Genomic DNA, 20,836 nt, shown 5'->3' with positions numbered 1-20,836 from the left:
AATGGGCCGCTCTGCCCTGCCCGCGCGAAGGAACACCACTGCCATGTCCTCCACCCTGATCGAGCGCCGCGCCCCCGAGCTGGGCGTCGCAGCCGCGAGTGCCGCCCCCCGGCGGCGCACTCGGGTGTTCGCGCTGCCCGAGGCGCGCTGGGCGGCCGCGGCCACCGTGCTCTTCCTGGCCGCGCTGCCGCTCCAGCTGACCGGCGCCCCCACCTGGGCCTGGGGCCCGCTGTACGCGCTGGCCTACGCCACCGGCGGCTGGGAGCCGGCCTGGGCCGGGCTGCAGGCGCTGAAGGAGAAGACGCTCGACGTCGACCTGCTGATGATCGTCGCGGCGATCGGCGCCGCCTCGATCGGCCAGCTGATGGACGGCGCGCTGCTGATCGTCATCTTCGCCACCTCCGGCGCGCTGGAGGCGCTGGCCACCGCCCGCACCGCCGACTCGGTGCGCGGGCTGCTCGACCTGGCCCCCGCAACGGCCACCCGGCTGTCGGCCGACGGCGGCGAGGAGAGCGTGGCCACCGCGGACCTCGCGGTCGGCGACACCATCCTGATCCGCCCGGGGGAGCGGGTCGGCGCCGACGGCCGGGTGCTGGAGGGGGGCAGTGAGGTCGACCAGGCCACCATCACCGGCGAGCCGCTGCCGGTGGCCAAGGAGCCCGGTGACGAGGTGTTCGCCGGCACCCTGAACGGCACCGGCGCCCTGCGGGTCCGGGTCGAGCGCGACGCCGCGGACTCGGTGATCGCCCGGATCGTGCGGCTGGTCGAGGAGGCCTCCGAGACCAAGGCCCCCACCCAGCTGTTCATCGAGAAGGTCGAGCAGCGCTACTCGCTCGGCATGGTCGCCGCCACCCTCGCCGTCTTCGCCGTCCCGCTGGCCCTCGGCGCGACCATGACCAGCGCCCTGCTGCGGGCGATGACCTTCATGATCGTCGCCTCGCCGTGCGCCGTGGTGCTGGCCACCATGCCGCCGCTGCTCTCCGCGATCGCCAACGCGGGGCGGCACGGCGTGCTGGTGAAGTCCGCGGTGGTGATGGAGCGCCTGGGGCAGGTCGACGCCGTCGCGCTCGACAAGACCGGCACGCTCACCGAGGGCACTCCGCGGGTGACCGCCGTGCGCCCGCTGGCCGGCTCGGGTCTGGCCGAGGCGGAGCTGCTGGCCCTGGCCGCCGCAGCCGAGCACCCGAGCGAGCACCCGCTCGCCCGCGCCGTGGTCGAGGCGGCCCGCGCCGGAGCCCCGGCGCTCGCCGCCGCCGAGGAGTTCAGCTCCACCCCCGGCGTCGGCGTGCGGGCGGTCGTCGGCGGCCGGGCGGTCGCGGTCGGCGCCCCCGCCCGGCTGCTGGCGGACGCCGCCCGACCGCTCGGTGGCGCCGCCGCCTCGGCCGCCGGGATCGCGGCGGAGCTGGAGGAGGGCGGATCGACCGCGGTGCTGGTGACGGTGGACGGCGTGCCGGTCGGGGTGCTGGGCATCGCCGACCGCCTGCGTCCGGACGCCGCCGCCACCGTCGGCGCGCTGACGGTCCTGACCGGGGCCGTGCCGATGCTGGTCACCGGCGACAACCCGCGGGCCGCCGCCCGGCTGGCGGCCGAGGTGGGCATCACCGACGTCCGGTCCGGGCTGCTGCCGCAGGACAAGGTCGCCGCCGTCCAGGAGCGGGAGCGGGCCGGCCGCCGGGTGCTGGTGATCGGCGACGGCGTCAACGACGCACCGGCGCTGGCCGCCGCCCACACCGGCATCGCGATGGGCCGGGCCGGCTCGGACCTCGCGCTGGAGACCGCCGACGCGGTGATCGTGCGCGACGAACTCGCCACCGTCCCCACCGTCGTCGCGCTCTCCCGACGAGCCCGCGCGCTCGTCGTGCAGAACCTGGTGATCGCCTCGGTCTTCATCACCGGCCTGGTCGTCTGGGACCTCGCGGGCCGACTGCCGCTGCCGCTCGGCGTCCTCGGCCACGAGGGCTCGACCGTCATCGTCGGTCTCAACGGCCTGCGCCTGCTGCGCGAGGCCGCCTGGACCAAGGCCCGCGCGCAGGGGCACGGGTAGCGCCGACCGGCGCAGCCGTACGGCATGCCGCTCGACGACACGCCGGGAACGCGGACGGTTCCACCCGGATGACCGACCTCCGGGTGCCGCCTGCGTGCTTCCCACCCCGGTCGGCCGTCACGCTGGCCTCCGGCCGCCGACCGCAGGGGCGCCGGACAGCACAGCTGGAGGTGCGCAGTGGAGCAGGGCGAACCGGAAGCCGAGCCGGAGCAGGACACCACCCGACCGGCTCCCCGCGACCTGCTGGCGGGCGGAATCACCGCGCTGTTCAGCGTGCCGGAGGGGATGGCGTACGCGGCGATCGCCGGGCTGGCTCCCGGCAGCGGGCTGAGCAGCGGTGTGCTGCCGGCCATGATGGGCTCGCTGCTGGGCCGCACCCCGCTGATGATCACCACCCTGACCAGCGCCATCGCCCTCACCTCGGGCAACGCGCTGCGCCGCGCGCACCTGGACCCGACGCTGCCCGCGAACGTGGCCGCACTCACGCTGCTGGTCGCCGCCGCGATGGCCCTGTTCGCGCTGCTGGGGCTCGGTGCGGTGCTGCGGGGGATCTCGCTCGGGGCGGTGACCGGGTTCTCACTGGGAACCGCGGTCCAGATCATCGCGGGTGCGCTGCGCGAGGCGACCGGCTACCGGGCCCGGCACCACAACCGCCTGCTGCGGCTGGCCTCCTGGCTCGCGCACCCGGGGGCCTGGTCGCACCGCATGACGGCGGTGGCGGTGGCCACCGTGCTGGTCTGGTCCCTGGCCCACGCCGTCAGCCGGCTGCGCGCACTGGCCGTGCTGGTGGCCCTGGTGGTCACCGGGGTGCTGGTGCACGTCGCGGGGATCACGGTCCCGCTGGCCGCCTCGCTGGGCACGGTGCCCGGCGGGCTCCCGCAGCTGACCGTGCCGAACTGGTGGGTGATGCCCCACCTGGTCGGCGGCGCCTGCTCGGTGGCGGCCGTGGCACTGGCCCAGGCCGCCGCGATCGCGCCCGGGAGCCCGGCGGGCGGTCCGGCGGCTGGCGAGCCGGTGGGCCGCCGGGCCGGGCGCCGGGACGTGCTCGCCCAGGCCGCCGCGAACGCGGTCGGAGCCTTCTGCCACGCCCTGCCGGTCGGCGGCTCGCCCTCGCGCACCGCGGTCGCGGTCGCCGCCGGGGCGCGCAGCCGCTGGGCCGGGGTCGCCTCCGGCGTGGTGCTGGCCCTGCTGCTCTGCTTCTTCGGCCGGGTGACCGGGTTCATCCCGCTGGCAGTGGTCGGCGCCCTGCTGATCCTGATCGGCGTCAAGCTGGTGCTCGCGCGCCTGCCCGAGATCGCGCTGGCCTGGCGGCGGGGCTGGCGCGAACGCTCGCTGCTGGTGGTGACCTTCCTGGCGGCCACCCAACTGCCGCTCCAGTACGCCCTGCTGCTCGGCGCACTGCTCTCGGGCGCGGCCCATGCGGTGGGGCTGCTGGTGGGCCACCGCAGGGTGGCGGCCACGGGGTGACCGCCACCGGCCGGTTCGTCGGCCCGCCGTCGGGCCGCCGTCCGCCCGCCGTCGGTCCGTCAGCCGCCGCAGTCGGCGAGGATCCCGTCCCACAGCGCGACCCGCGCCGAGAGCGCCCGGCGGACGGTCTCGGCGCACTGCGTCCAGCGTTCCGTGTCGTCGCCGCAGAGGTCGATCAGCATCTGCATCGCCATCGGGGTGTGCTGCTCGCCGTCCACCTCGATGTGGCGCGCGAGGTAGTCCTTGAAGACGGTCAGCCGGCCGTCCGCGTCCTCGATCCGGATCACCTGCTCGAACATCTCCGGGATCAGGTCCTCGCGGCCGAAGGCGAAGGCCGCGGCCTGACAGTGCACCGGTGTGCTCTGGATGATGTCCCAGGTGACCGCCACGAAGTCGGCGGCCGGGGACGGGATCCCGGCCGACTTCGCCGCCTCCGGCACGCCGGTCCCGGTGCCGATCAGCCGCAGGAAGCCGTCGATCGGCCGGGTGTCGGCCCCGCACCTGGCCATCCCCTCCAGGTAGAGCTCGAAGTGGCTGATGTAGCCGTCGCCGCGTTCGTCGCTCTCCTCGACCAGCACGATCTCGTTGATCAGCCGCCGGCTCGCGGTCGGCCCGCTCGGCACCCACGGGACCTGAACACAGGTCAGCCGCTGCTGCAGGCACTTGAGCAGCGACATGAAGTCCCAGACCGCGAAGACATGGCGCTCCTGGAACGTGCGGACCCGCTCCAGGGAGTCCAGCCTCCGGTAGAGCGGATGGCTGACCACTTCCTGGCGCACCGGCTCGATCGCCTCGCGCAGCGAGGTCAGGCCCGGGTGCGAGCGGTCCCAGTGATAGCGGTCGGAACTCATGGCGGCTCCTGAAGGGTGAGCGGCTCCGTGCGGACTGCCTGCCCGGCACGGAGGTTACGTGTCCGAACTTGCGCTCCAGGCTAAAGGACCACGCCTCGCGAATCCGGCACCACGGACTCCGGCATTCCGCGAAGTCGCCAACCGGGCTTGGTGGAAACGGCGTTGTCGCCGACGGGGGAATCGGCGATCCGCCATGTCCTGTCACTGTAAGTCGTTCATATGATCGACCCAATGACGCCGCGTCAGGCTCGAACTCCGTTGCCCTGAAAGCGCGGTGGCGCCCAGGCGCGGTGCCGCGGGATCATGCGCACCGCGCCGCGGGTGGGAGTGATTGCTACCACGGAACGGCCTCGCCGTGGCGGTCCAGGAACTGCAGCCCCGGGGCGCCGGCCTGGGCTTCGAGGACGTCGACGACGGCTGGGATGCTCTCCTCGGGGGCGAGCGGCGCGTCGGGTCCGCCGAGCTCGGTGCGGTTGTGGCCGGGGTCGATGAGCAGCTTGGTGTGTCCGTCGTCGGCGTGGCGGACGGCATAGCTGCGCATCAGCTGGTTGAGCGCGGACTTGCTGGCCCGGTAGAGCTCGTAGCCTCCCTCGGTGTTGAGCGAGATGCTGCCCTGCTCGGAGGACATCACCGCGACGGTTCCGCCGGGTGCGACGAGCGGGCGCAGGATCTCCAGGGCGCGCAGCGGGCTCAGCGCGTTGGTGACCATCACCTCGCTGAACATCTCGGTCGGGACCTCGGCGATCGGCAGGTCGCCCTGGTTGATCGCGGCGTTGACGAAGAGCAGGTCGATCCGGCGGCCCGCCAGGCGCTCGCGCAGGGCCGCCAGTTCCTCGGGGCTGGTCATCTCCAGTGGTTCGAGGCCCAGTCGGCCGTTCGAGGCGTCGGCCTGCGCCTGCAGCTCGCCGCCGGCCTGACGGGTGGTGGCGACGACCTGCCAGCCGCGCCGGGCGAGTTCGGTGACCAGGACGAGGCCTAATCCGCGTGAGGCGCCGATGACGAGGGCTTGGCGATGGGAGGACGGGGTGGACATGGGTGCTGCTCCTTCGCTGTGGTGTGACCCACAAACTAGACGCAACGTTGCGTCTAGGCAAACCTCGCAGGCCACGGCCGGTAGGGTGTCCGCATGCCTGCCGCCAGCTCCCCGTCACCCAGGCCGCGTTCCGGCAACCGGCGCGACGAGGCCGCCCGCCTGGCGGTGCTGCACGCCGCGGACGACCTGCTCGCCGAGCACGGTTTCGCGGCCCTGACCATCGAGGCGATCGCGCGGGAGGCCGGCGTCGCCAAGCAGACGATCTACCGCTGGTGGCCCTCGAAGGTCGAGATCCTGCTCGACACGCTCATCGCGGACAGCGACAAACTCCTGCCCGTGCCGACCGGGGTCCCGACGGCACAGACCGTCCGCGGCTACCTGGGCGACTTCGCCGACTTCCTCACCGGCGACGCCGCCGGCAAGGTGCTGCTCGCGCTCATCGCCCAGGCGCAGCACGACCCCGCGACGGCCAGGAGCTTCCACGAGCGCTACCTCGCGCCACGCCGCGGCCAGGAGCGCGAGCTGCTCGCACGCGGGATCGAGGCCGGCGAGTTCTCACCCGTGCTCGGGCCCGACGACCTGCTGGACGCGCTGCTCGGCCCGCTCGTCCACCGCGCCCTGATGGGATCGCGTGTCCCCCGCGATCTGGTGGACACCCTGGTCGAGGAGCTGCTCAGGCCCCGCGGCGACCGCCGGGCGGGTGGAGCAGCCCGATCACCCCGCTGAGCAGGCCGGCCAGCCCGAGCGCGATGGCCAGGGCCGGGAGTGCCCCGGCCACCCAGTGCAGCTGACTGGGGAACAGCACGTGCCCCGGGCGGCTGGTGTCGACCAGCACGAACTCCTGCTCGCCCGGCGAGAGGCGAGCGGGGGCGGTGATCGGGTCGTCGACCGTGTCGGTGACGTCCTGGCCGGCGACGAGCTGGTCGACGGTGATCCGGGTGGCGTTCTCCGCCCGCTTGGTGTAGTCGACGGAGTCGATGACGACGGCCACCCGCGGGGCGTTGTGGAAATGGGCCCAGGCGGCGGCGTACTCCCAGCCGTACCAGCCCCCGAGCGCGAGGAGGGCCAGGCCGACCAGGGCCCGTACCGCCTTCCCGGCCTGGTGCCTGCTCACCGGCGGCACGTGGTCGTCGTTCCACAGTTCCGCCGGCTCCGCGTCCCCCGCTGACACCGTGCCCTCCCTCGCCGTCGCCGCAGGCCGCCGCCGGTGGATCAGCCTCCGGCGGCGGTCCGGGTGAGACTACTCCTGCGGGTCGTGGGCGCCCTGACCAGGGGGGATGTGGGGCGCCGTCAGATCCGGCCCGCCCGGCGTTCGGCGGCCAGCAGCCAGACCAGGTAGCCGCCGCCGAGGACGCCGGTCACCACGCCGACCGGCAGCTGGTGGTCGGTGATCAGCTGCTGCGCCGTCCAGTCGGCGGTGACCAGCAGTGCGGCGCCGGTGCACATCGAGGCGAGCAGGTTGGGGCCCGGGGCCCGGGTCGTCCGCCGGGCCAGCTGGGGGGCGGTCAGTGCGACGAAGGAGACCGGCCCGGCGGCGGCCGCGGCCAGTGAGCAGAGCAGCACCGCGGCGGCCAGCAGCATCAGCCGCAGCGACTGGACCCGCACGCCGAGCGCGGCGGCCAGGTCGTCGCCCAGTTCGAGCAGCCGCAGCGCCCGGGCGCAGCCCACCAGGACCAGCGGGGCGAGGAGAGCGAGCGTGACCGCGAGCGGCAGCGCGTCGCCCCAGCCGCGGCCGTCCAGACTGCCGGTCAGCCAGAGCACCGCGCGGGCGGCGTCGGTCAGCCGGGTGCGGGTCAGCAGGTAGCCGTTGACCCCGGTGAGGATCGCGGCGGCGCCGATCCCGACCATCACCAGCTGGCCGCTGCGCAGGCCGCCGCGCCAGGAGAGCGCGCAGACGGCCGCGCCGGCCGCCACCCCGCCGGCCACTGCACCGCCGGCCAGCGCGAGGCTGCTGCCGCCGGCCACCACGACGAGCAGCGCCCCGGTCGCCGCGCCCTGGGTGACGCCCAGCACGTCGGGGCTGCCGAGGGGGTTGCGCACCAGGGACTGGAAGAGCGCGCCCGACAGCGCGAGCGCGGCGCCGACCAGCAGGGCGGTCACCACCCGGGGCAGCCGCAGCTCGTTGACGATGAAGTCCTCGGCGGGGGAGCCGCCGCCGGTCAGCGCGCGCAGCACCTCGGCCGGGCCGATGGGGTAGTCGCCGCTGCCCAGGCTGAGCACGCTCATCAGCAGGGCCAGCAGGGCCGAGGCCCCACCGGCGACCAGAGCGCGCGGCCAGTGGCGCGGGGTGCGCCCGGAACGGATGGTCGTCACAGCCGGGCCACCTTTGCGCGCCGTGCGTGGAAGAGGAAGAACGGGCCGCCCAGCACGGCGGTCACCACACCGACCTGCACCTCGCCGGGCCGGCCGAGGACGCGGCCCAGCACGTCCGCGCCGAGCAGCAGCACCGGCGCGAGCACCGCGCAGTACGGCAGTTGCCAGCGCAGGTCGGGTCCGGTCAGGGCCCGTACGAGGTGCGGGACCAGCAGGCCGACGAAGACGATCGGGCCGCAGGCCGCGGTGGCGGCGCCGCAGAGCAGGGTGATCGCGACCATGGCCGCTCCGCGCACCGTGCCGGGCCGGGCGCCGAGTGCGCGGGCGCTCTGGTCGCCGAGCGCCAGCGCGTTCAGCGGCCGGGCCAGCGCCAGCGCCAGCAGGGTGCCGAGGCCGACGAACGGCAGCACCGCGACCACGGTGTCGGGTCGGGCGCCGGCGAGCGACCCGACCGTCCAGAACCGCATCCTCTCCAGCGAGTTGGTGTCCAGCAGCATCACCGCGCTGACGAAGGAGTAGAGCGTGGCGTTGAGCGCCGCCCCGGCCAGCGCCAGCCGGCCGGGAGTCGCGCCGCGCCCGCCGCCGACGGCGTAGACCAGCACCGAGACGAGCGCGGCGCCGGCCAGCGCGAACCAGACGTAGCCGTCGAAGGTGGCCACGCCCAGCAGCGAGATGGCGCTGACCACGGCGGCGGAGGCGCCCGCGTTGATCCCGAGCAGGCCCGGGTCGGCCAGCGGATTGCGGGTCAGGGCCTGCATGACGCCGCCGGCCAGGCCGAGCGCGCTGCCGGCCACCAGGCCGAGCAGGGTGCGCGGCAGGCGCATCTGGTGCACCACCGGGTAGTCGGGCGACGTGTGGTCGAGCAGGCCGTGCCAGACCTCACCCACCGACAGGGCGCGGGCGCCGACGCCGATGCTCAGGCCCAGCACGGCCAGCAGGAGCAGCACCGCGGCCAGCAGTCCGCCGGCCCGCAGGGCGGTGCGGGCGGGCGCCCCGGTCGTGCCCGGCACCGGCCCGGCCGCCCCGGACGGCGGCCGGACACCGGGTGAAGGGCCTTGGGGCGCAAGGGATTTGCCGACCGACATGAGTGGACTCCGGGGCTGGTGGGAGGGGCGGTGTGCTCCTCTGGACGTGAACTTAGGTTAGGTTAACCTAAGTCAGTCGGGGTGATCTTCCCGGCCGTCCCCACGCCGTCCCCACGCGTGCCCCGACGTCCCCACCGCCCCGCCCCAGAAGTCCCCCACCGTCCCGTCAAGTCCCCGAGAAGAGAACCCACATGCACTCCAGCCCCGCCCGCCGGCTCTCCCGTCGCGGCCTGCTCGCCGCCGGTGGTGCCACCGCCCTCGGTGCCCTGCTGACCGCCTGCAACAGCGGTGGCACCACGAAGGGCGGATCCGCCCCGGCCTCCGGGACGGCGAAGCAGGGCCCCTGGTCCTTCACCGACGACCAGCCCAAGCAGCTCGGCGCGCCCAGCGCCCCCACCCGCATCGTCGCCTTCACCGGCGCCGCCGCCGCGCTGGTCGACTTCGGGCTCGACCGGCAGATCACCGGGGTCTTCGGCGAGACCAGGGCGGCCGACGGCAAGGCCGACCCGCAGGCCGGCGACCTGGACATCGACAAGGTCACGATCGTCGGCAACGCCTACGGCGAGTTCGACCTGGAGAAGTACGCGGCGCTGCGCCCCGACCTGCTGGTGACCCACATGTACGACCCGGGCGCCTTCTGGTACGTCCCGGACGAGAGCAAGGCCAAGATCCTGCAGATCAACCCGGACGTCGCGGCGATCACGGTGGCCCGGGTGCCGATCACCCAGCCGATCGAGCGCTACGCCGCGCTGGCCGCGTCGCTGGGCGCGGACCTGGGCGCGAAGAAGGTCACCGACGCCAAGGCCCGCTTCGAGGCCGCCTCCGAGAGCGTGCGGCAAGCCGCCAAGGCGGCCGGCGGCATCAAGGTGCTGGCCGCCTCCGGCAGTCCGGACCTCTTCTACGCCTCCAACCCGCAGATCGCCACCGACCTGATGTACTTCGCCCAGCTCGGCGTGGACCTCGTGGTGCCGAACGAGCTCGGCACCGGTGGCTACTTCGAGGGCCTGAGCTGGGAGAACGCCGGAAAGTACCCGGCCGACCTGATCCTGCTGGACGACCGCAGCCTCGCGCTCCAGCCCAAGGACCTGAGCAGCAGGCCGACCTGGAACCAGCTGCCGGCCGTCAAGGCGGGCCAGGTCACCCCGTGGAGCTCGGTGCCACGCTTCTCCTACGCCGGCGCCGCGCCGCTGCTGGAGCGGCTGGCCAAGGCCGTCCAGAGCGCCAAGAAGGTCAGTTGACCGCCACGGGGGCCGCCGGACCGGACGCGCTGCCTGTGCGGCCGGACGCGCTGCCCGCCGCGCCGGACACGCTGTACGGCGGCCAGTACCGCTTCGTCGAGGCCCAGGTGGTGCGCAGCCGCCGGCTCGGGCCCACGCTGACCCGGATCACCTTCGGCGGTGAGCAGTTGGCGCGGCTGGCCGCCGGCGGCCGGGACCAGAGCTTCTCGCTCTTCCTGCCGCACCCCGGCCAGTCGGCCCCGGTGCTGCCCGTCGCGGCGGGCGAGGACTGGTTCGCCCGGTGGCGCGCGCTGGACCCCGCCGTCCGGGCCGTCATGCGCGCCTACACCATCCGCGCCCACCGGCCCGAACCCGCCGAGGTGGACGTGGACTTCGCCCTGCACGGGACCGCGCCCGGCGACCCGCCCGAGGCGGCAGGGCCGGCCTCGCGCTGGGCGGCCGCGGCCCGCCCCGGCGACCGGGTGGTCCTGCTGGGCCCGGCGCTGGCGGACAACCGCAGCGTGGGCTTCCGGCCGCCACCGGACGCCGAGCGGGTGCTGATCGTGGCGGACGAGACGGCGCTGCCCGCGGTCGGCGGCATCCTCGAGTGGCTGCCGGCCACCGCGCGGGTGACGGCCTTCATCGAGGTCCCGCACCCGCAGGACGTCCAGCACCTCGCCTGCGCGGGCGAGGCGGAGATCAGCTGGCTGGTCCGCGACACCACTGAGGGGTCACCGGTCGGCGGGTCACTGGTCGCCGGGTCACTGCTTTCGGCCGTGCGCGCCGCGCGGCTGCCCGAGGGCGCGCCGTACGCGTGGATCGCGGGCGAGGCCGGCATGGTCAGAGCGGTGCGCCGACACCTGGTGCGCGAGCGCGGGATCGACCGCAGCTCCGTCTTCTTCTCCGGTTACTGGCGCCGCGGCGCCTCGGAGGAGCAACTGCGCGCGGAGCGCCCGGCGGGCGAGGACAGCACCGGGTGAACCGGTGGGACGGGTGCGACGGATAGGGTTCCGGGTGCCGGTGGGGCCGCCCACCAGCGGAAACGACCGAAGGGACGCCCAGCATGCCGACCGCACCCGCCGCCGAAGGCTCCGTCAGCTCGCCGATCACACGGTTCGGCCTGGGGACGGCCGCGGTCGGGCGCCCCGGCTACATCACCCTCGGCCGGGACCTCGACCTGCCCGCCGAGCGCAGTGTGGCGGCGCTGCGCGAGCGCACCCACGCACTGCTGGACGCCGCGCACGCCGCCGGGGTGCGGTACTTCGACACCGCCCGGTCCTACGGCCGGGCCGAGGAGTTCGTGGCCGAGTGGCTGGCGGCCCGGCCCGAGGCGGCCGCCGACAGTGTCGTGGGCAGCAAGTGGGGCTACACCTACACCGCCGACTGGCAGGCCTCGGGGGTGCCGGTGCACGAGGTCAAGGAGCACTCGGCGGCGGTGTTCGACCGTCAGGTCCAGGAGACCCGGGCGCTGCTGGGTGGCCACCTGGATGTCTACCTGGTGCACTCGGTCACTCCGGACAGCCCGGCGCTGACCGACCCGGTGCTGCACGCCCGGCTGGCGGCGCTGGCCGGGCAGGGGGTCCGGGTCGGCCTGTCGACCAGCGGCCCGGCCCAGGCCCGGACCATCCGTGCGGCGCTGGCGGTGACGGTGGAGGGGCGGCCGCTGTTCAGCGCCGTCCAGGCCACCTGGAACCTGCTGGAGACCTCCGCCGCCCCCGCGCTGGCCGAGGCCCACGCGGCGGGCTGGCTGGTGGTGGTGAAGGAGGGCATGGCCAACGGCCGCCTCGCCGACCGCAACGCCACCGGCCCCGACACCGCCGCACTGCGCTCGCTGGCCGCCCGCACCGGCGCCTCCTGCGACGCGCTCGCGCTGGCGGTGGCCGCCGCCCAGCCGTGGGCCGGCATCGTGCTCTCCGGCGCGGCGACCCTGGAGCACCTGGCCTCCAACCTGGGCGCCGCGGGGCTCGCGCTCGACCCCGGCGAGCTGGCCGGACTCGCCGCCCTCGCCGAGCCCGCCGAGGCCTACTGGCGCACCCGCAGCGCGCTGCCCTGGGCGTAGGGTCCCCGGACCCGGCGTCAGAGCAGCAGGCCGACGACGAGCATCACCAGCGCGCCCGCCAGGCTCGCCGCGATCAGGCCCCAGGCCGTCCATTCGAGCCTGCGCATGGCCGGGGAGAGCGGGTGGAGCGTGCCCCGGCGGGTGGCGAGCGGCGGGCGCTGGGCCCGCTGCCGGTCGGTGGGGTGGCGCCGGGAGACGGCGGAGAGTGCCTGCAGGCCCACACCGACGCCCGCCAGCGAGCCGAGCACCGCGCTCAGGGTCAGGGCGGCGGAGCCCCAGCCCACCGGATCGAGGGTCAGCGAGCTCTCCCGCTGGCGGCGCAGCACCTTGCCCACCGGGTAGACGCCGTTGTCGCCGTAGTACTCGTCCACCACGGTGCCGTCGTCCGAGGCGAAGGAGCCGGCGCACTGGGTGCGGCGGCCCTTGCCCTCGCCGGTGGTCTCGCAGGAGGTGATGGTCAGCTTTCCCGGCTTGCCGGCCCAGCCGAGTTCGAACGGCACGCTGCTGCCGAACAGGAGCATCCCGATCAGCCCGGCCGCCACCACCACCCAGGCCCGGGCCAGCCACCCGGCACGGCTTCTGGGCACGCGTGACAGGATCATGTTCCTCAGTTCCCCGTTGCCGATCAACCGGATGTCGATCAACCGGCTCGGTACCGTACCGCGCCACTCCGACGGCTGGTCGGCGGCCCCCGGGGCAGGCCGCGGGAGGTGCCCTTCGCCTGTTGACGTCCGGACACGAGGCGGATCAAGGTGGTGGCCATGACCACTCCCGCGTTCCATCTCGCCATCCCGGTCGACGACCTGACGACGGCCCGCGCCTTCTACGGCGGCCTGCTCGGCCTGACCGAGGGCCGCTCGACCGACGGCTGGGTCGACTGGGACCTGCACGGCCACCAGCTGGTCACCCACCTGGTGCCCGGCCTCCGCCAGCAGCCCGCCGGGCACGGCACGGTGGACGGCCACCGCGTCCCGGTGCCGCACTTCGGGCTGGTGCTGGGCGGGCCGGCCTTCCAGGAGCTGGCCGGGCGCCTGACGGCGGCCGGGACCGAGTTCGTCATGGCGCCGTCGCTGCGCTACGCCGGGCTGCCGGCCGAGCAGTGGACCATGTTCCTGCTCGACCCGGCCGGCAACGCCCTGGAGTTCAAGGCACTGAGCGACCCGACCCAGCTCTTCAGCCGCTGGTGAGGACGACGAGCTGGCGGGTCGCCCGGGTCATCGCGACGTAGCGGTCGACCGCGCCCTCGATGCCCTGGCCGAAGCTCTCCGGGTCGATCAGGACGACCAGGTCGAACTCCAGCCCCTTGGACAGCTCCGGCGTCAGCAGCCGGACCCGTGCGTTCTCCCGGAACGCCGAGCGGAACGTCTCCTGGAGGGACGGATCGACGATGACGCAGGCCGTCCCCTCGGCGTGCTCGGCGAGCCAGGCCGCCAGGATCGGGTCCAGCTCCGCCACCGCCGCGTGCACGACGGGGATGCCGCTGCTGCGGATGGAGGTCGGCACGTTGGCGTCCGGGAGCACGGCGCGGATCACCGGCTCGGCCTGCGCCATCACCTCCTCCGGCGTGCGGTAGTTGACGCTCAGCGAGGTCACCTCGACCCGGTCGAGCCCGATCCGCGCCAGGCGCTGCTGCCACGACTCGGTGAAGCCGTGCCGGGCCTGCGCGCGGTCCCCGACGATGGTGAAGCTGCGGGAGGGGCAGCGCAGCAGCAGCATCTGCCATTCGGCGTCGGTCAGTTCCTGCGCCTCGTCGACGATGATGTGCGCGAACGGGCCGGCCAGTGCGTCCCGTTCGGCGCCGGGCAGTGCGCCCTCGTCGATCAGGCTGTCCTGCAGGTCCCGCCCGCGCAGCATGGTCACCGCGCCCTCGCCGTCGTCGTCGGCCAACAGGATGTCGTCGATGACGCCGGCCATCCGCTCGCGCTCGGCGGCGATGGCGGCGTCGTGGCGGCGCTTGCGCCGGGCCGCCTGCGGGTCGCCGAGGCGCTGGCGGGCCGCGTCCAGCAGCGGCAGGTCGCTGACCGTCCAGGCCTGCGCGTCGGCCTTGGCGCGCCGCAGCGCGCGCACCTCGTCCGGGCCCAGCCAGGGCGCGCACATCCGCAGGTAGGCGGGCACCGTCCAGAGGTCCCCGACCAGGTCGGCCGCCTCGATCAGCGGCCAGGCCCGGTGGAGGGCGGTGACCAGGTCCTGGTCCCGCTGCAGCCCGCGCAGCAGCAGTTCGGGCGTGACGGCCTCGTCGTCGAGCCGGTCCAGCAGGATCGAGACCAGCTCCTCCCAGACCTGCTCGCGCGCCTCGTTGTGCGGGGTGCCCGGCCCCGGCGCGTCGAACGCCTCGGCCCAGTCCTCGGCGCTCACCCGCAGGTCGGCCCAGTAGGTGCTGACCGTCAGCGCCTCGGTGGGCGGCTCCTCGTAGAACCGGACGGCCTTCTCGATCGCCTTGACCATGCCGGCGGACGACTTCAGCCGCGCCACCTCCGGGTCGGCCTCGACCGCCGCCTGCGCACCCTCGGCGACGAGGTCGCGCAGGGTGCAGGTCCGCACCCCCTCCTCGCCGAGGCTGGGCAGCACGTCGGCGACGTAGGCCAGGTAGGGCTGGTGCGGCCCGACGAACAGTACGCCGCCGCGGCGCTGCCCCAGGCGCGGGTCGGAGTAGAGCAGGTAGGCGGAGCGGTGCAGGGCGACCACGGTCTTGCCAGTGCCCGGTCCGCCGTCGACGACCAGGGCGCCTCGTGAGCCCGCCCGGATGATGGCGTCCTGGTCGGCCTGGATGGTGGCGAGCACGTCGCGCATCCGGGGCGAGCGGGTGCTGCCGAGGCTCGCGATGAAGGCGGACTGGTCGTCGAGCGCGGCGTGCCCTTCGAGGCGGTCGGCGGTGAACACCTCGTCCCAGTAGTCGTTGATCCGCCCGCGGGTCCAGCGGTAGCGGCGACGGCTGACCAGGCCCATCGGGTCGGCGTGGGTCGCGGCGAAGAACGGCTCGGCCGCGGGGGAGCGCCAGTCGAGCAGCAGGCGGCGGCCCGTGCTGTCGGTGAGGCCGAGCCGGCCGACGTAGACCGGCTCGGGGTGGTCCGCGCTGACGATGTGTCCCAGGCACAGGTCCAGCCCGAAGCGGCGCAGGGCGCTGAGCCGGCCGGTCAGCCGGTGGATCTCCAGGTCCCGGTCCATCGCCTCGCGGCCCTTGCCGCCGGGCGCCCTGCGCTCGGCGTCGAGCCGGTCGGAGAGCTCGGCGATCGCCTGCCCGAGGCTCTCCGCGATGGCGGCGAAGTGCTGCTCGTCGCCGGCGATCAGCGCCGGGTCGGCCTTGGGGGAGAGGTGGTCGGGAAGATCGAACGCGCTGGTGATCAAGGGGTTCATGGTGGGGATCTCCCGTTTCCGCAGGTGCTGGCCTCGGCCAGCGATTCTGCGCCCCCAGGGGGGCCTTGCCGCAAGGCCCCCTGTGCGTTATAAGTTGAGAGTGGCAAGAGGTGGGTTTCTCCCTCTTGCCGTTGCTGTTTTCCGCGGGGGTTCCGCCGGCCCGGGCTGCCGCTCTCGACCTCTTTGTGAGAGTGCGGTCGCGTGAGCGTAGTAGACTCGCAGGATCAGCGATCCAGCGGAGGAGGGCGCACCGGTGACAGCACAACCGACGGCAGGCCGCGTCAACCAGAAGCTCCGCACCCGCGGCGCGATCGTCCGGGCCGCGGCCGAACTGAGCACCACCGGGCGCGAGGTGACGATGCCCGAGATCGCCAGGGTCGCGCTGGTCTCGGAGGCCACGGCCTACCGGTACTTCCCCGACCTCGCCAGCCTGTTGGGCGAGGCCATCGCCGACCAGCTGCCCAGTGCGGAGGAAGCGCTCCGGCCGGTCGCCGACTCCGACGACCCGGTGGTCCGCATCGCCGCCGTCACCGAGTTCCTGCTGCGCCACGTGCAGAGCCGGCAGGGCGTGGTGCGGGCGCTGATCGCGGCGACCATCACCAGGCCGGGCCGGCCCAACGCCCGCCCCGGCCTGCGCTTCGGCCTGATCGACAGTGCCCTCGCCCCCCTCGACGTCTCGCTCGGCGCCACCGATCCCGCCGCCCTCGCCCAGCTCAAGCGCGACCTGGCGGTCGTGGTGAGCGCCGAGGCCCTGTTCAGCCTCACCGACCTGCACGGCCTCGACCCCGAGGCGGCCGTCGTCAGCATCGTGCACACGGCCGTCACCCTCACCCGCGCCGCGTCCGAGGCCGCCTCCCAGGGCTGAACCGGCGTCAGCCCTCGGCCTGGTCGACGGCCCCGCCCTCAGTCTTCGACGGCCCCGCCACCAGTCGGAGTCGTGGCGGGCGCTGCCGACTTCGCTCGACGCCGGCAGCCGTGGCCAGCGTCACCCCCGAGCCGTCCACGCTTGAAACCCGCGTATGCGGGCAGGCGGTCCACGCGCAGGCGGTGATCGCCGAACAACGACGTGCGTCCCTCGGTGACGTTGCGCAACCGCTGTGACCGGACGCGACAGGAGCCAGAGATGACGCATGCGGCTGATGCCGACATTCCCCTCGACCGAGATATCTTCCTGCGAACACTGGTGCGAGAACTGGCCGCCTCACTCGAGTCGGTCGTCGGCCTGCAGGAGGCGTCCGGCTACATCAGCCTGGTGGGGCAGACCGTCGGTACCCACATCGACGACATGTACACCCGCGCTCTCGCGGTCGAGCGGCTCTCCCGTGAGCAGGTGGCAGACGTGTTGGTGGACCTGAAGCAACGCATCCACGGGGACTTCTACATCATCGAGCAGGACGACCGGAGGATCGTGCTCGGAACCCGCAGCTGCCCCTTCGCGGAGAAGGTGATCGGACGCGAGTCGATCTGCATGATGACCTCCAACGTCTTCGGCACCATCGCCGCCCGCAGCCTCGGCTACGCGCAGGTCGAACTCGTGGAGACGATCGCGCGCGGTGCTGCGGGCTGCCGCGTCGTCGTGCACCTGGTTCCCGGGGCGGGCGCGGCACAGGACCTGGGGCGGGAGTACTTCGGTGACGTGCCCCCGGTACCTGCCGCGGCCGCGGGGCGGGTGGTCGAATGAGTCTGGGCCTGTTCCAGGCCATCGCCAAGCTGCTGCCCAACCCGGTCCTCCTGTGTACGGCGGACGGGCAGATCCTTGCCGCGAATCCGGCCGCCACCCGCTTCGTCATCCATCTGCGCGCCGGCGCCGACCTGTTCGGCCTGGCCGCGGAGGACTCCGATCTCCTGCGCCTGCACATGAACCACTGGCTGCGCAGCGGCGACCCGCTGCCCGGTTCCCTGACCGTCAAGGATCCCGGCGGTCAGCTGGTGCGCTTTCGCTGCCACGGCGCCCGCGCCATCTGGTGGGACGGCCCGCAGCCGGCCGTGCAGTTGCACATGACGCGGCTGGACCATACCGACCAGTTCGTGGCCCTGAGCCAGCAAGTGATAGCCCTCAACCGCGAGGTGGCCTACCGCCGCGCGGCAGAAGCCGAACGCGAGCGCCTGCTCGCCGCGGAGAAGAGCGGACGTGCCCGACTTCAGCACCTGTACCAGCTGACCGCCGCCCTCGCCTCGGCCGCCACCCTGGCCCAGGTCGCCCAAGCGGTCCACCAGACCGCGCCCGGGGCGCTCAACGCGACAGGAGTGGACCTGCAACTGCACTCGCGGCGACTGATCCCCTCGCTGGAGCCGGACGACACGCTGTTCGCCCTGGCCGGAAACACCTGGACCGACCTCGACCGGCGGAGCCCCCGCACGCCTGATCGGGCGAACTCCGTCGGGGTGGCGGGGGACCACGGCGCGACCACGGCCCACGCCCTGCTCCAGGCGGACGGCGTGGAACTGGGCGGCCTCCTCGTGCACCACAGACCCGACGACGGGCCCGCGCCCGAACACCTCACCGCCGTCGCCCAGCAGATCGCCCAGGCGGTGCGCCGCGCCGGCCTCTACGAGCACGAGCACCGCGTCGCCGAGCGACTGCAGCTGAGCCTGCTGCCGCGCCTTCCGCCCGTCACCGGCCTCGACCTGGCCGGCTGCTACGCGGCGGGGACCAACCAGGTCAAGGTCGGCGGCGACTGGTACGACGTCCACCTTCTCGACGAGGAGCACATCGGGCTCACCATCGGGGACGTCGCAGGACACGGCCTGGCCGAGGCCGCCGCCATGGCCCAGATCAGCGCGGCCCTGCGCAGCATCGCCATGCGCTGTGGCCACCGCCCTGCCGACGTCCTGCACGAGCTCAACGACTTCGTCGGTCGCTACCACCCCGACCTCATGGCCACCGCCTGCTACCTGGTCCTCAACCGCCGTACCCATACTCTTCGTTACGCCAGGGCCGGCCACCCACCGCCCCTCCTGATCACCGTCGACGGCAAGAGTCGCTACCTCGACCAGGCCCTGGCGCCCCCGGTGGGTCCGGTACCGGAAGCGCGCTACTGCGAAGCAGAGGTCGCCATGGAGTGCGGCGACACCGTCCTGCTCTACACCGACGGGCTGATCGAACGGCGCGGGGAGAGCCTGGACGTCGGTCTCGACCGCCTGACCGCTCTCGCCGAAGCCACCGTCGGCCTCAGCGCTGCACACCTGTGCGACCTGTTCCTGAACCACCAGCCTGGCGCCGAGTTCCCCGACGACCGCGCCCTGCTCGCCGTCAGCGTGCCCGCTGCCACGCTGCCCGCACCCCGGCAGGCCGAACGGCCACAGCGGACGGCTCCGAGTGCGCCCGCACCTCGGTCGGTCAGCAAGGCGCCGACGGCACTCGCACCTGCCTCGCGCGTACACCGCCGCGCGCCGGCGACCAGCCTGGCTCTTGCAGGTTTGTCAGGACCCGGCCGGACCGGCCGGCCGACGGCCCTCGCCACCGTGGAGCCGCAGGTGTCCCCAGCCCACCCCGGACTGACCAACCCGCCCCGAGGCGACCACGCATGCTGCGTCTACAGCGATGATCAACAGTGGTCGGAGGCCGTGACCGCCTTCGTCGGCGCGGGGCTGGCCAAGGGGGAGCGGGTGCTCTACTTCACCGACGGTACGCAGGCCCGTACCGTGGTGGACGCGCTCGGGACGGCGGGCCTGGACGTGGACGCGGCGCTCGCGAGCGGCCAACTGGCGGTTCAGGGTGCCTCGCAGTCCTACCTCCAACAGCTGCCCTTCGATCCGGACATGGTGATCGCCGGGATGCAGCGGGCCTGCGAAGACGCTCTGGCGGCGGGCTACCCGGGCCTGCGGATCGGCGGTGAGATGGACTGGTGCACCAGGAGCGTGCCGGGGGCGGAGCGACTGCTGGAGTACGAACTGCGCCTGGAATCAGAGGTGTTCGCGGAACTTCCGCTGACGGGGCTGTGCCTGTTCGATCGCCGCGTGGACATCGCCGGTACGGCGGCCCTGCCGATCGCCGCCCACCGCACGCACGTGGTCCCCGGCCACCTCGGCGAGGATTCCCGCGTCCTGAAGCCGATTGCGTCGCTGCCCGTGTCACCTCCGCTCCACGTGCGCCCTCTGCGCGAGGGGGCCGGGGCACAACTGGTCGGTCATGCGGATCCGGACTCGCGCGCGTACCTGACGGCGGCTCTGGGCGCACTGGTCCGCCTTCCCGCTGCCGTTGTGCACCTCGACCTGAGCGGGACCGACTTCCTCGACGTCGAGGCACTCGCCCAACTGGTGCACACGGCCGGCGCTCTGAGAAGTGAGGGTCGACGGCTGGTCCTGCACCGACCTCCACTGTCGCTGCTGCGGGCAGCGCAGATGTTCCCCGACGAGTGCAGCGTCCTGGAGATGGCGGCATGACCAACACCGTGACCACGCTCCCGGACGCCGGGGCCTTCGTGCATCCCGCGCTGTTCTACCGGACCCTGGAGGAGTACGTCAGCGGGGTGGGCGGCTTCGTGCGCGCCGCCCTCACCGCGGACGAGCCGACGTTCGTGGCCGTGCCCGGCGCCCAACTCGACGCATTGCGCGAGTGGCTGGGGCCCCAGGCCGACGGTGTCGACTTCGCGGACATGACGGTGCTGGGCCGCAATCCCGGCCGGATCCTGGCGGCCCTGCAGGGCTTCGCCGACCGGCACCCCGGCCGGCCCGCCCGGATCGTCGGAGAGCCGATCTGGGCCAGCCGCTCGCGCGCGGAGACGCTGGAGGCCACCCGGCACGAGGCGCTCATCAACACTGCCTTCGCCGGCCGCGCCGCCACGATCCTGTGCCCCTACGACGTCACCGCGCTGCCCGAATCGGTGGTCGCCGACGCCCGGCGCACCCACCCCACCCTCATCGAGGACGGCCGCGCCGAGGCCAGCCCGGGCTACGCCGACCCCGCCGTCGTCTGCGCGGACTGCGACGAACCCCTGCCCGAACCCGTCCACGCCCTGACCCATCCCTATGCCGCGGGTCAGCTCGCCCAACTGCGTCAACACGCTCATGACTGGCTGTCGGGCACGTCCCTGGATCGAGCTCGCAGAGGCGACCTCGTGCTCGCGATCAGTGAGGCGACCGCCAACTCCGCCGCCCATGGCGGCGGAGCCGGCATCCTGCGGCTGTGGACCACCGAGCAGGGAGCCGCCGTCGCCGAGATCCGCGACAACGGCCACCTGCGCAACCCGCTCGCCGGACGCCGCCGCCCCGCCCTCAGCTCCGGCAATGGCGGCCGTGGCCTGTGGATGATCCACCAGCTGTGCGACCTCGTCGAGATCCGCGCCACCGACACCGGCCTCACCCTGCGCCTTCACCTGGCCCCGTGAGGCACAGGCGGTCGGGTGCCCGGTCGAGGCACAGGTGGTCGGGTGCCCGGTCGAGGCACAGGCGGTCGGGTGCCCGGTCACCC

18 protein-coding genes are annotated in these 20,836 nt (G+C 73.9%); 11 read left to right on the top strand and 7 right to left on the bottom strand.

Annotated features, from left to right (window positions below; translation table 11 throughout):
* Positions 1-43: 43 nt before the first annotated feature.
* Positions 44-2,044 carry a heavy metal translocating P-type ATPase gene (locus tag OG294_RS03940; protein ID WP_327064965.1) on the top strand — a complete coding sequence of 667 codons (2,001 nt, stop codon included), beginning with the start codon at positions 44-46 and terminating at the stop codon, positions 2,042-2,044.
* Between the two features lie 177 nt (positions 2,045-2,221).
* On the top strand, positions 2,222-3,511 hold the full coding sequence (locus OG294_RS03935; protein ID WP_327064964.1) for a SulP family inorganic anion transporter: 1,290 nt from the start codon (positions 2,222-2,224) through the stop codon (positions 3,509-3,511).
* Positions 3,512-3,570: 59 nt separating this feature from the next.
* On the opposite strand, the gene OG294_RS03930 is transcribed toward OG294_RS03935, so the two are convergent.
* Together OG294_RS03930 and OG294_RS03925 are read right to left on the bottom strand one after the other, a co-directional pair.
* Positions 3,571-4,362, bottom strand: coding sequence for a DUF3050 domain-containing protein (locus OG294_RS03930; protein WP_327064963.1), 792 nt, complete (start codon positions 4,360-4,362; stop codon positions 3,571-3,573).
* A 334-nt stretch (positions 4,363-4,696) separates the two neighbouring features.
* The gene (locus OG294_RS03925; RefSeq protein WP_327064962.1) at positions 4,697-5,395 is read right to left on the bottom strand and encodes an SDR family NAD(P)-dependent oxidoreductase; all 699 of its coding nucleotides are present in this window, start codon (positions 5,393-5,395) and stop codon (positions 4,697-4,699) included.
* 93 nt (positions 5,396-5,488) lie between these two features.
* Between OG294_RS03925 and OG294_RS03920 the strand changes: the two genes are divergently transcribed.
* Positions 5,489-6,121, top strand: coding sequence for a TetR/AcrR family transcriptional regulator (locus tag OG294_RS03920; protein ID WP_327064961.1), 633 nt, complete (start codon positions 5,489-5,491; stop codon positions 6,119-6,121).
* On the opposite strand, the gene OG294_RS03915 is transcribed toward OG294_RS03920, so the two are convergent.
* From OG294_RS03915 to OG294_RS03905, 3 genes are all read right to left on the bottom strand, one after another.
* Positions 6,069-6,566, bottom strand: coding sequence for a hypothetical protein (locus tag OG294_RS03915; RefSeq protein WP_327064960.1), 498 nt, complete (start codon positions 6,564-6,566; stop codon positions 6,069-6,071). The genes OG294_RS03920 and OG294_RS03915 overlap by 53 nt on opposite strands.
* A gap of 119 nt (positions 6,567-6,685) precedes the next feature.
* Positions 6,686-7,708: a FecCD family ABC transporter permease gene (locus OG294_RS03910; RefSeq protein ID WP_442789104.1), complete on the bottom strand. Its 1,023-nt coding sequence runs from the start codon at positions 7,706-7,708 to the stop codon at positions 6,686-6,688.
* Entirely contained in the window at positions 7,705-8,793 is a 1,089-nt protein-coding gene (locus OG294_RS03905; RefSeq protein ID WP_442789103.1) for a FecCD family ABC transporter permease, read from the bottom strand. The genes OG294_RS03910 and OG294_RS03905 overlap by 4 nt, the downstream gene beginning before the upstream one ends.
* Positions 8,794-8,984: 191 nt before the next feature.
* On the opposite strand from OG294_RS03905, the gene OG294_RS03900 reads away from it, so the two are divergent.
* The 3 genes from OG294_RS03900 to OG294_RS03890 all read left to right on the top strand — a co-directional run bounded on the left by OG294_RS03900 (position 8,985) and on the right by OG294_RS03890 (position 12,069).
* Positions 8,985-10,031, top strand: a complete 1,047-nt coding sequence (locus tag OG294_RS03900) for an ABC transporter substrate-binding protein (RefSeq protein WP_327064958.1) — start codon at positions 8,985-8,987, stop codon at positions 10,029-10,031.
* 50 nt (positions 10,032-10,081) lie between these two features.
* Positions 10,082-10,990 (top strand): siderophore-interacting protein, encoded by a 909-nt coding sequence (locus OG294_RS03895; protein WP_442789307.1) that lies wholly within the window; start codon positions 10,082-10,084, stop codon positions 10,988-10,990.
* 83 nt (positions 10,991-11,073) lie between these two features.
* Positions 11,074-12,069, top strand: coding sequence for an aldo/keto reductase (locus OG294_RS03890; protein ID WP_327064957.1), 996 nt, complete (start codon positions 11,074-11,076; stop codon positions 12,067-12,069).
* Positions 12,070-12,086: 17 nt separating this feature from the next.
* On the opposite strand, the gene OG294_RS03885 is transcribed toward OG294_RS03890, so the two are convergent.
* Positions 12,087-12,656: a hypothetical protein gene (locus OG294_RS03885; protein ID WP_327064956.1), complete on the bottom strand. Its 570-nt coding sequence runs from the start codon at positions 12,654-12,656 to the stop codon at positions 12,087-12,089.
* A 174-nt stretch (positions 12,657-12,830) separates the two neighbouring features.
* Between OG294_RS03885 and OG294_RS03880 the strand changes: the two genes are divergently transcribed.
* Positions 12,831-13,256: a VOC family protein gene (locus tag OG294_RS03880; RefSeq protein ID WP_327064954.1), complete on the top strand. Its 426-nt coding sequence runs from the start codon at positions 12,831-12,833 to the stop codon at positions 13,254-13,256.
* Here the strand turns inward: OG294_RS03880 and helR are convergent.
* Complete coding sequence (helR, locus tag OG294_RS03875) at positions 13,243-15,423, bottom strand: RNA polymerase recycling motor ATPase HelR (RefSeq protein WP_327064953.1); 2,181 nt, start codon at positions 15,421-15,423, stop codon at positions 13,243-13,245. The two genes, OG294_RS03880 and helR, sit on opposite strands and share 14 nt — an antisense overlap.
* Positions 15,424-15,676: 253 nt before the next feature.
* Between helR and OG294_RS03870 the strand changes: the two genes are divergently transcribed.
* The 4 genes from OG294_RS03870 to OG294_RS03855 all read left to right on the top strand — a co-directional run bounded on the left by OG294_RS03870 (position 15,677) and on the right by OG294_RS03855 (position 20,753).
* Positions 15,677-16,288, top strand: a complete 612-nt coding sequence (locus OG294_RS03870) for a TetR/AcrR family transcriptional regulator (RefSeq protein WP_327064952.1) — start codon at positions 15,677-15,679, stop codon at positions 16,286-16,288.
* 213 nt (positions 16,289-16,501) lie between these two features.
* The gene (locus OG294_RS03865; RefSeq protein ID WP_327064951.1) at positions 16,502-17,104 is read left to right on the top strand and encodes a methanogen output domain 1-containing protein; all 603 of its coding nucleotides are present in this window, start codon (positions 16,502-16,504) and stop codon (positions 17,102-17,104) included.
* Complete coding sequence (locus OG294_RS03860; RefSeq protein ID WP_327064950.1) at positions 17,101-19,809, top strand: SpoIIE family protein phosphatase; 2,709 nt, start codon at positions 17,101-17,103, stop codon at positions 19,807-19,809. The genes OG294_RS03865 and OG294_RS03860 overlap by 4 nt, the downstream gene beginning before the upstream one ends.
* Complete coding sequence (locus OG294_RS03855; protein ID WP_327064949.1) at positions 19,806-20,753, top strand: sensor histidine kinase; 948 nt, start codon at positions 19,806-19,808, stop codon at positions 20,751-20,753. The genes OG294_RS03860 and OG294_RS03855 overlap by 4 nt, the downstream gene beginning before the upstream one ends.
* Positions 20,754-20,836 lie beyond the last annotated feature (83 nt).

This window comes from Kitasatospora sp. NBC_01302 (genome assembly GCF_035976515.1).
In the GTDB taxonomy this organism is placed as follows: Bacteria; Actinomycetota; Actinomycetes; order Streptomycetales; family Streptomycetaceae; genus Kitasatospora.
This window is presented reverse-complemented; position numbering and strand designations above follow the sequence as displayed.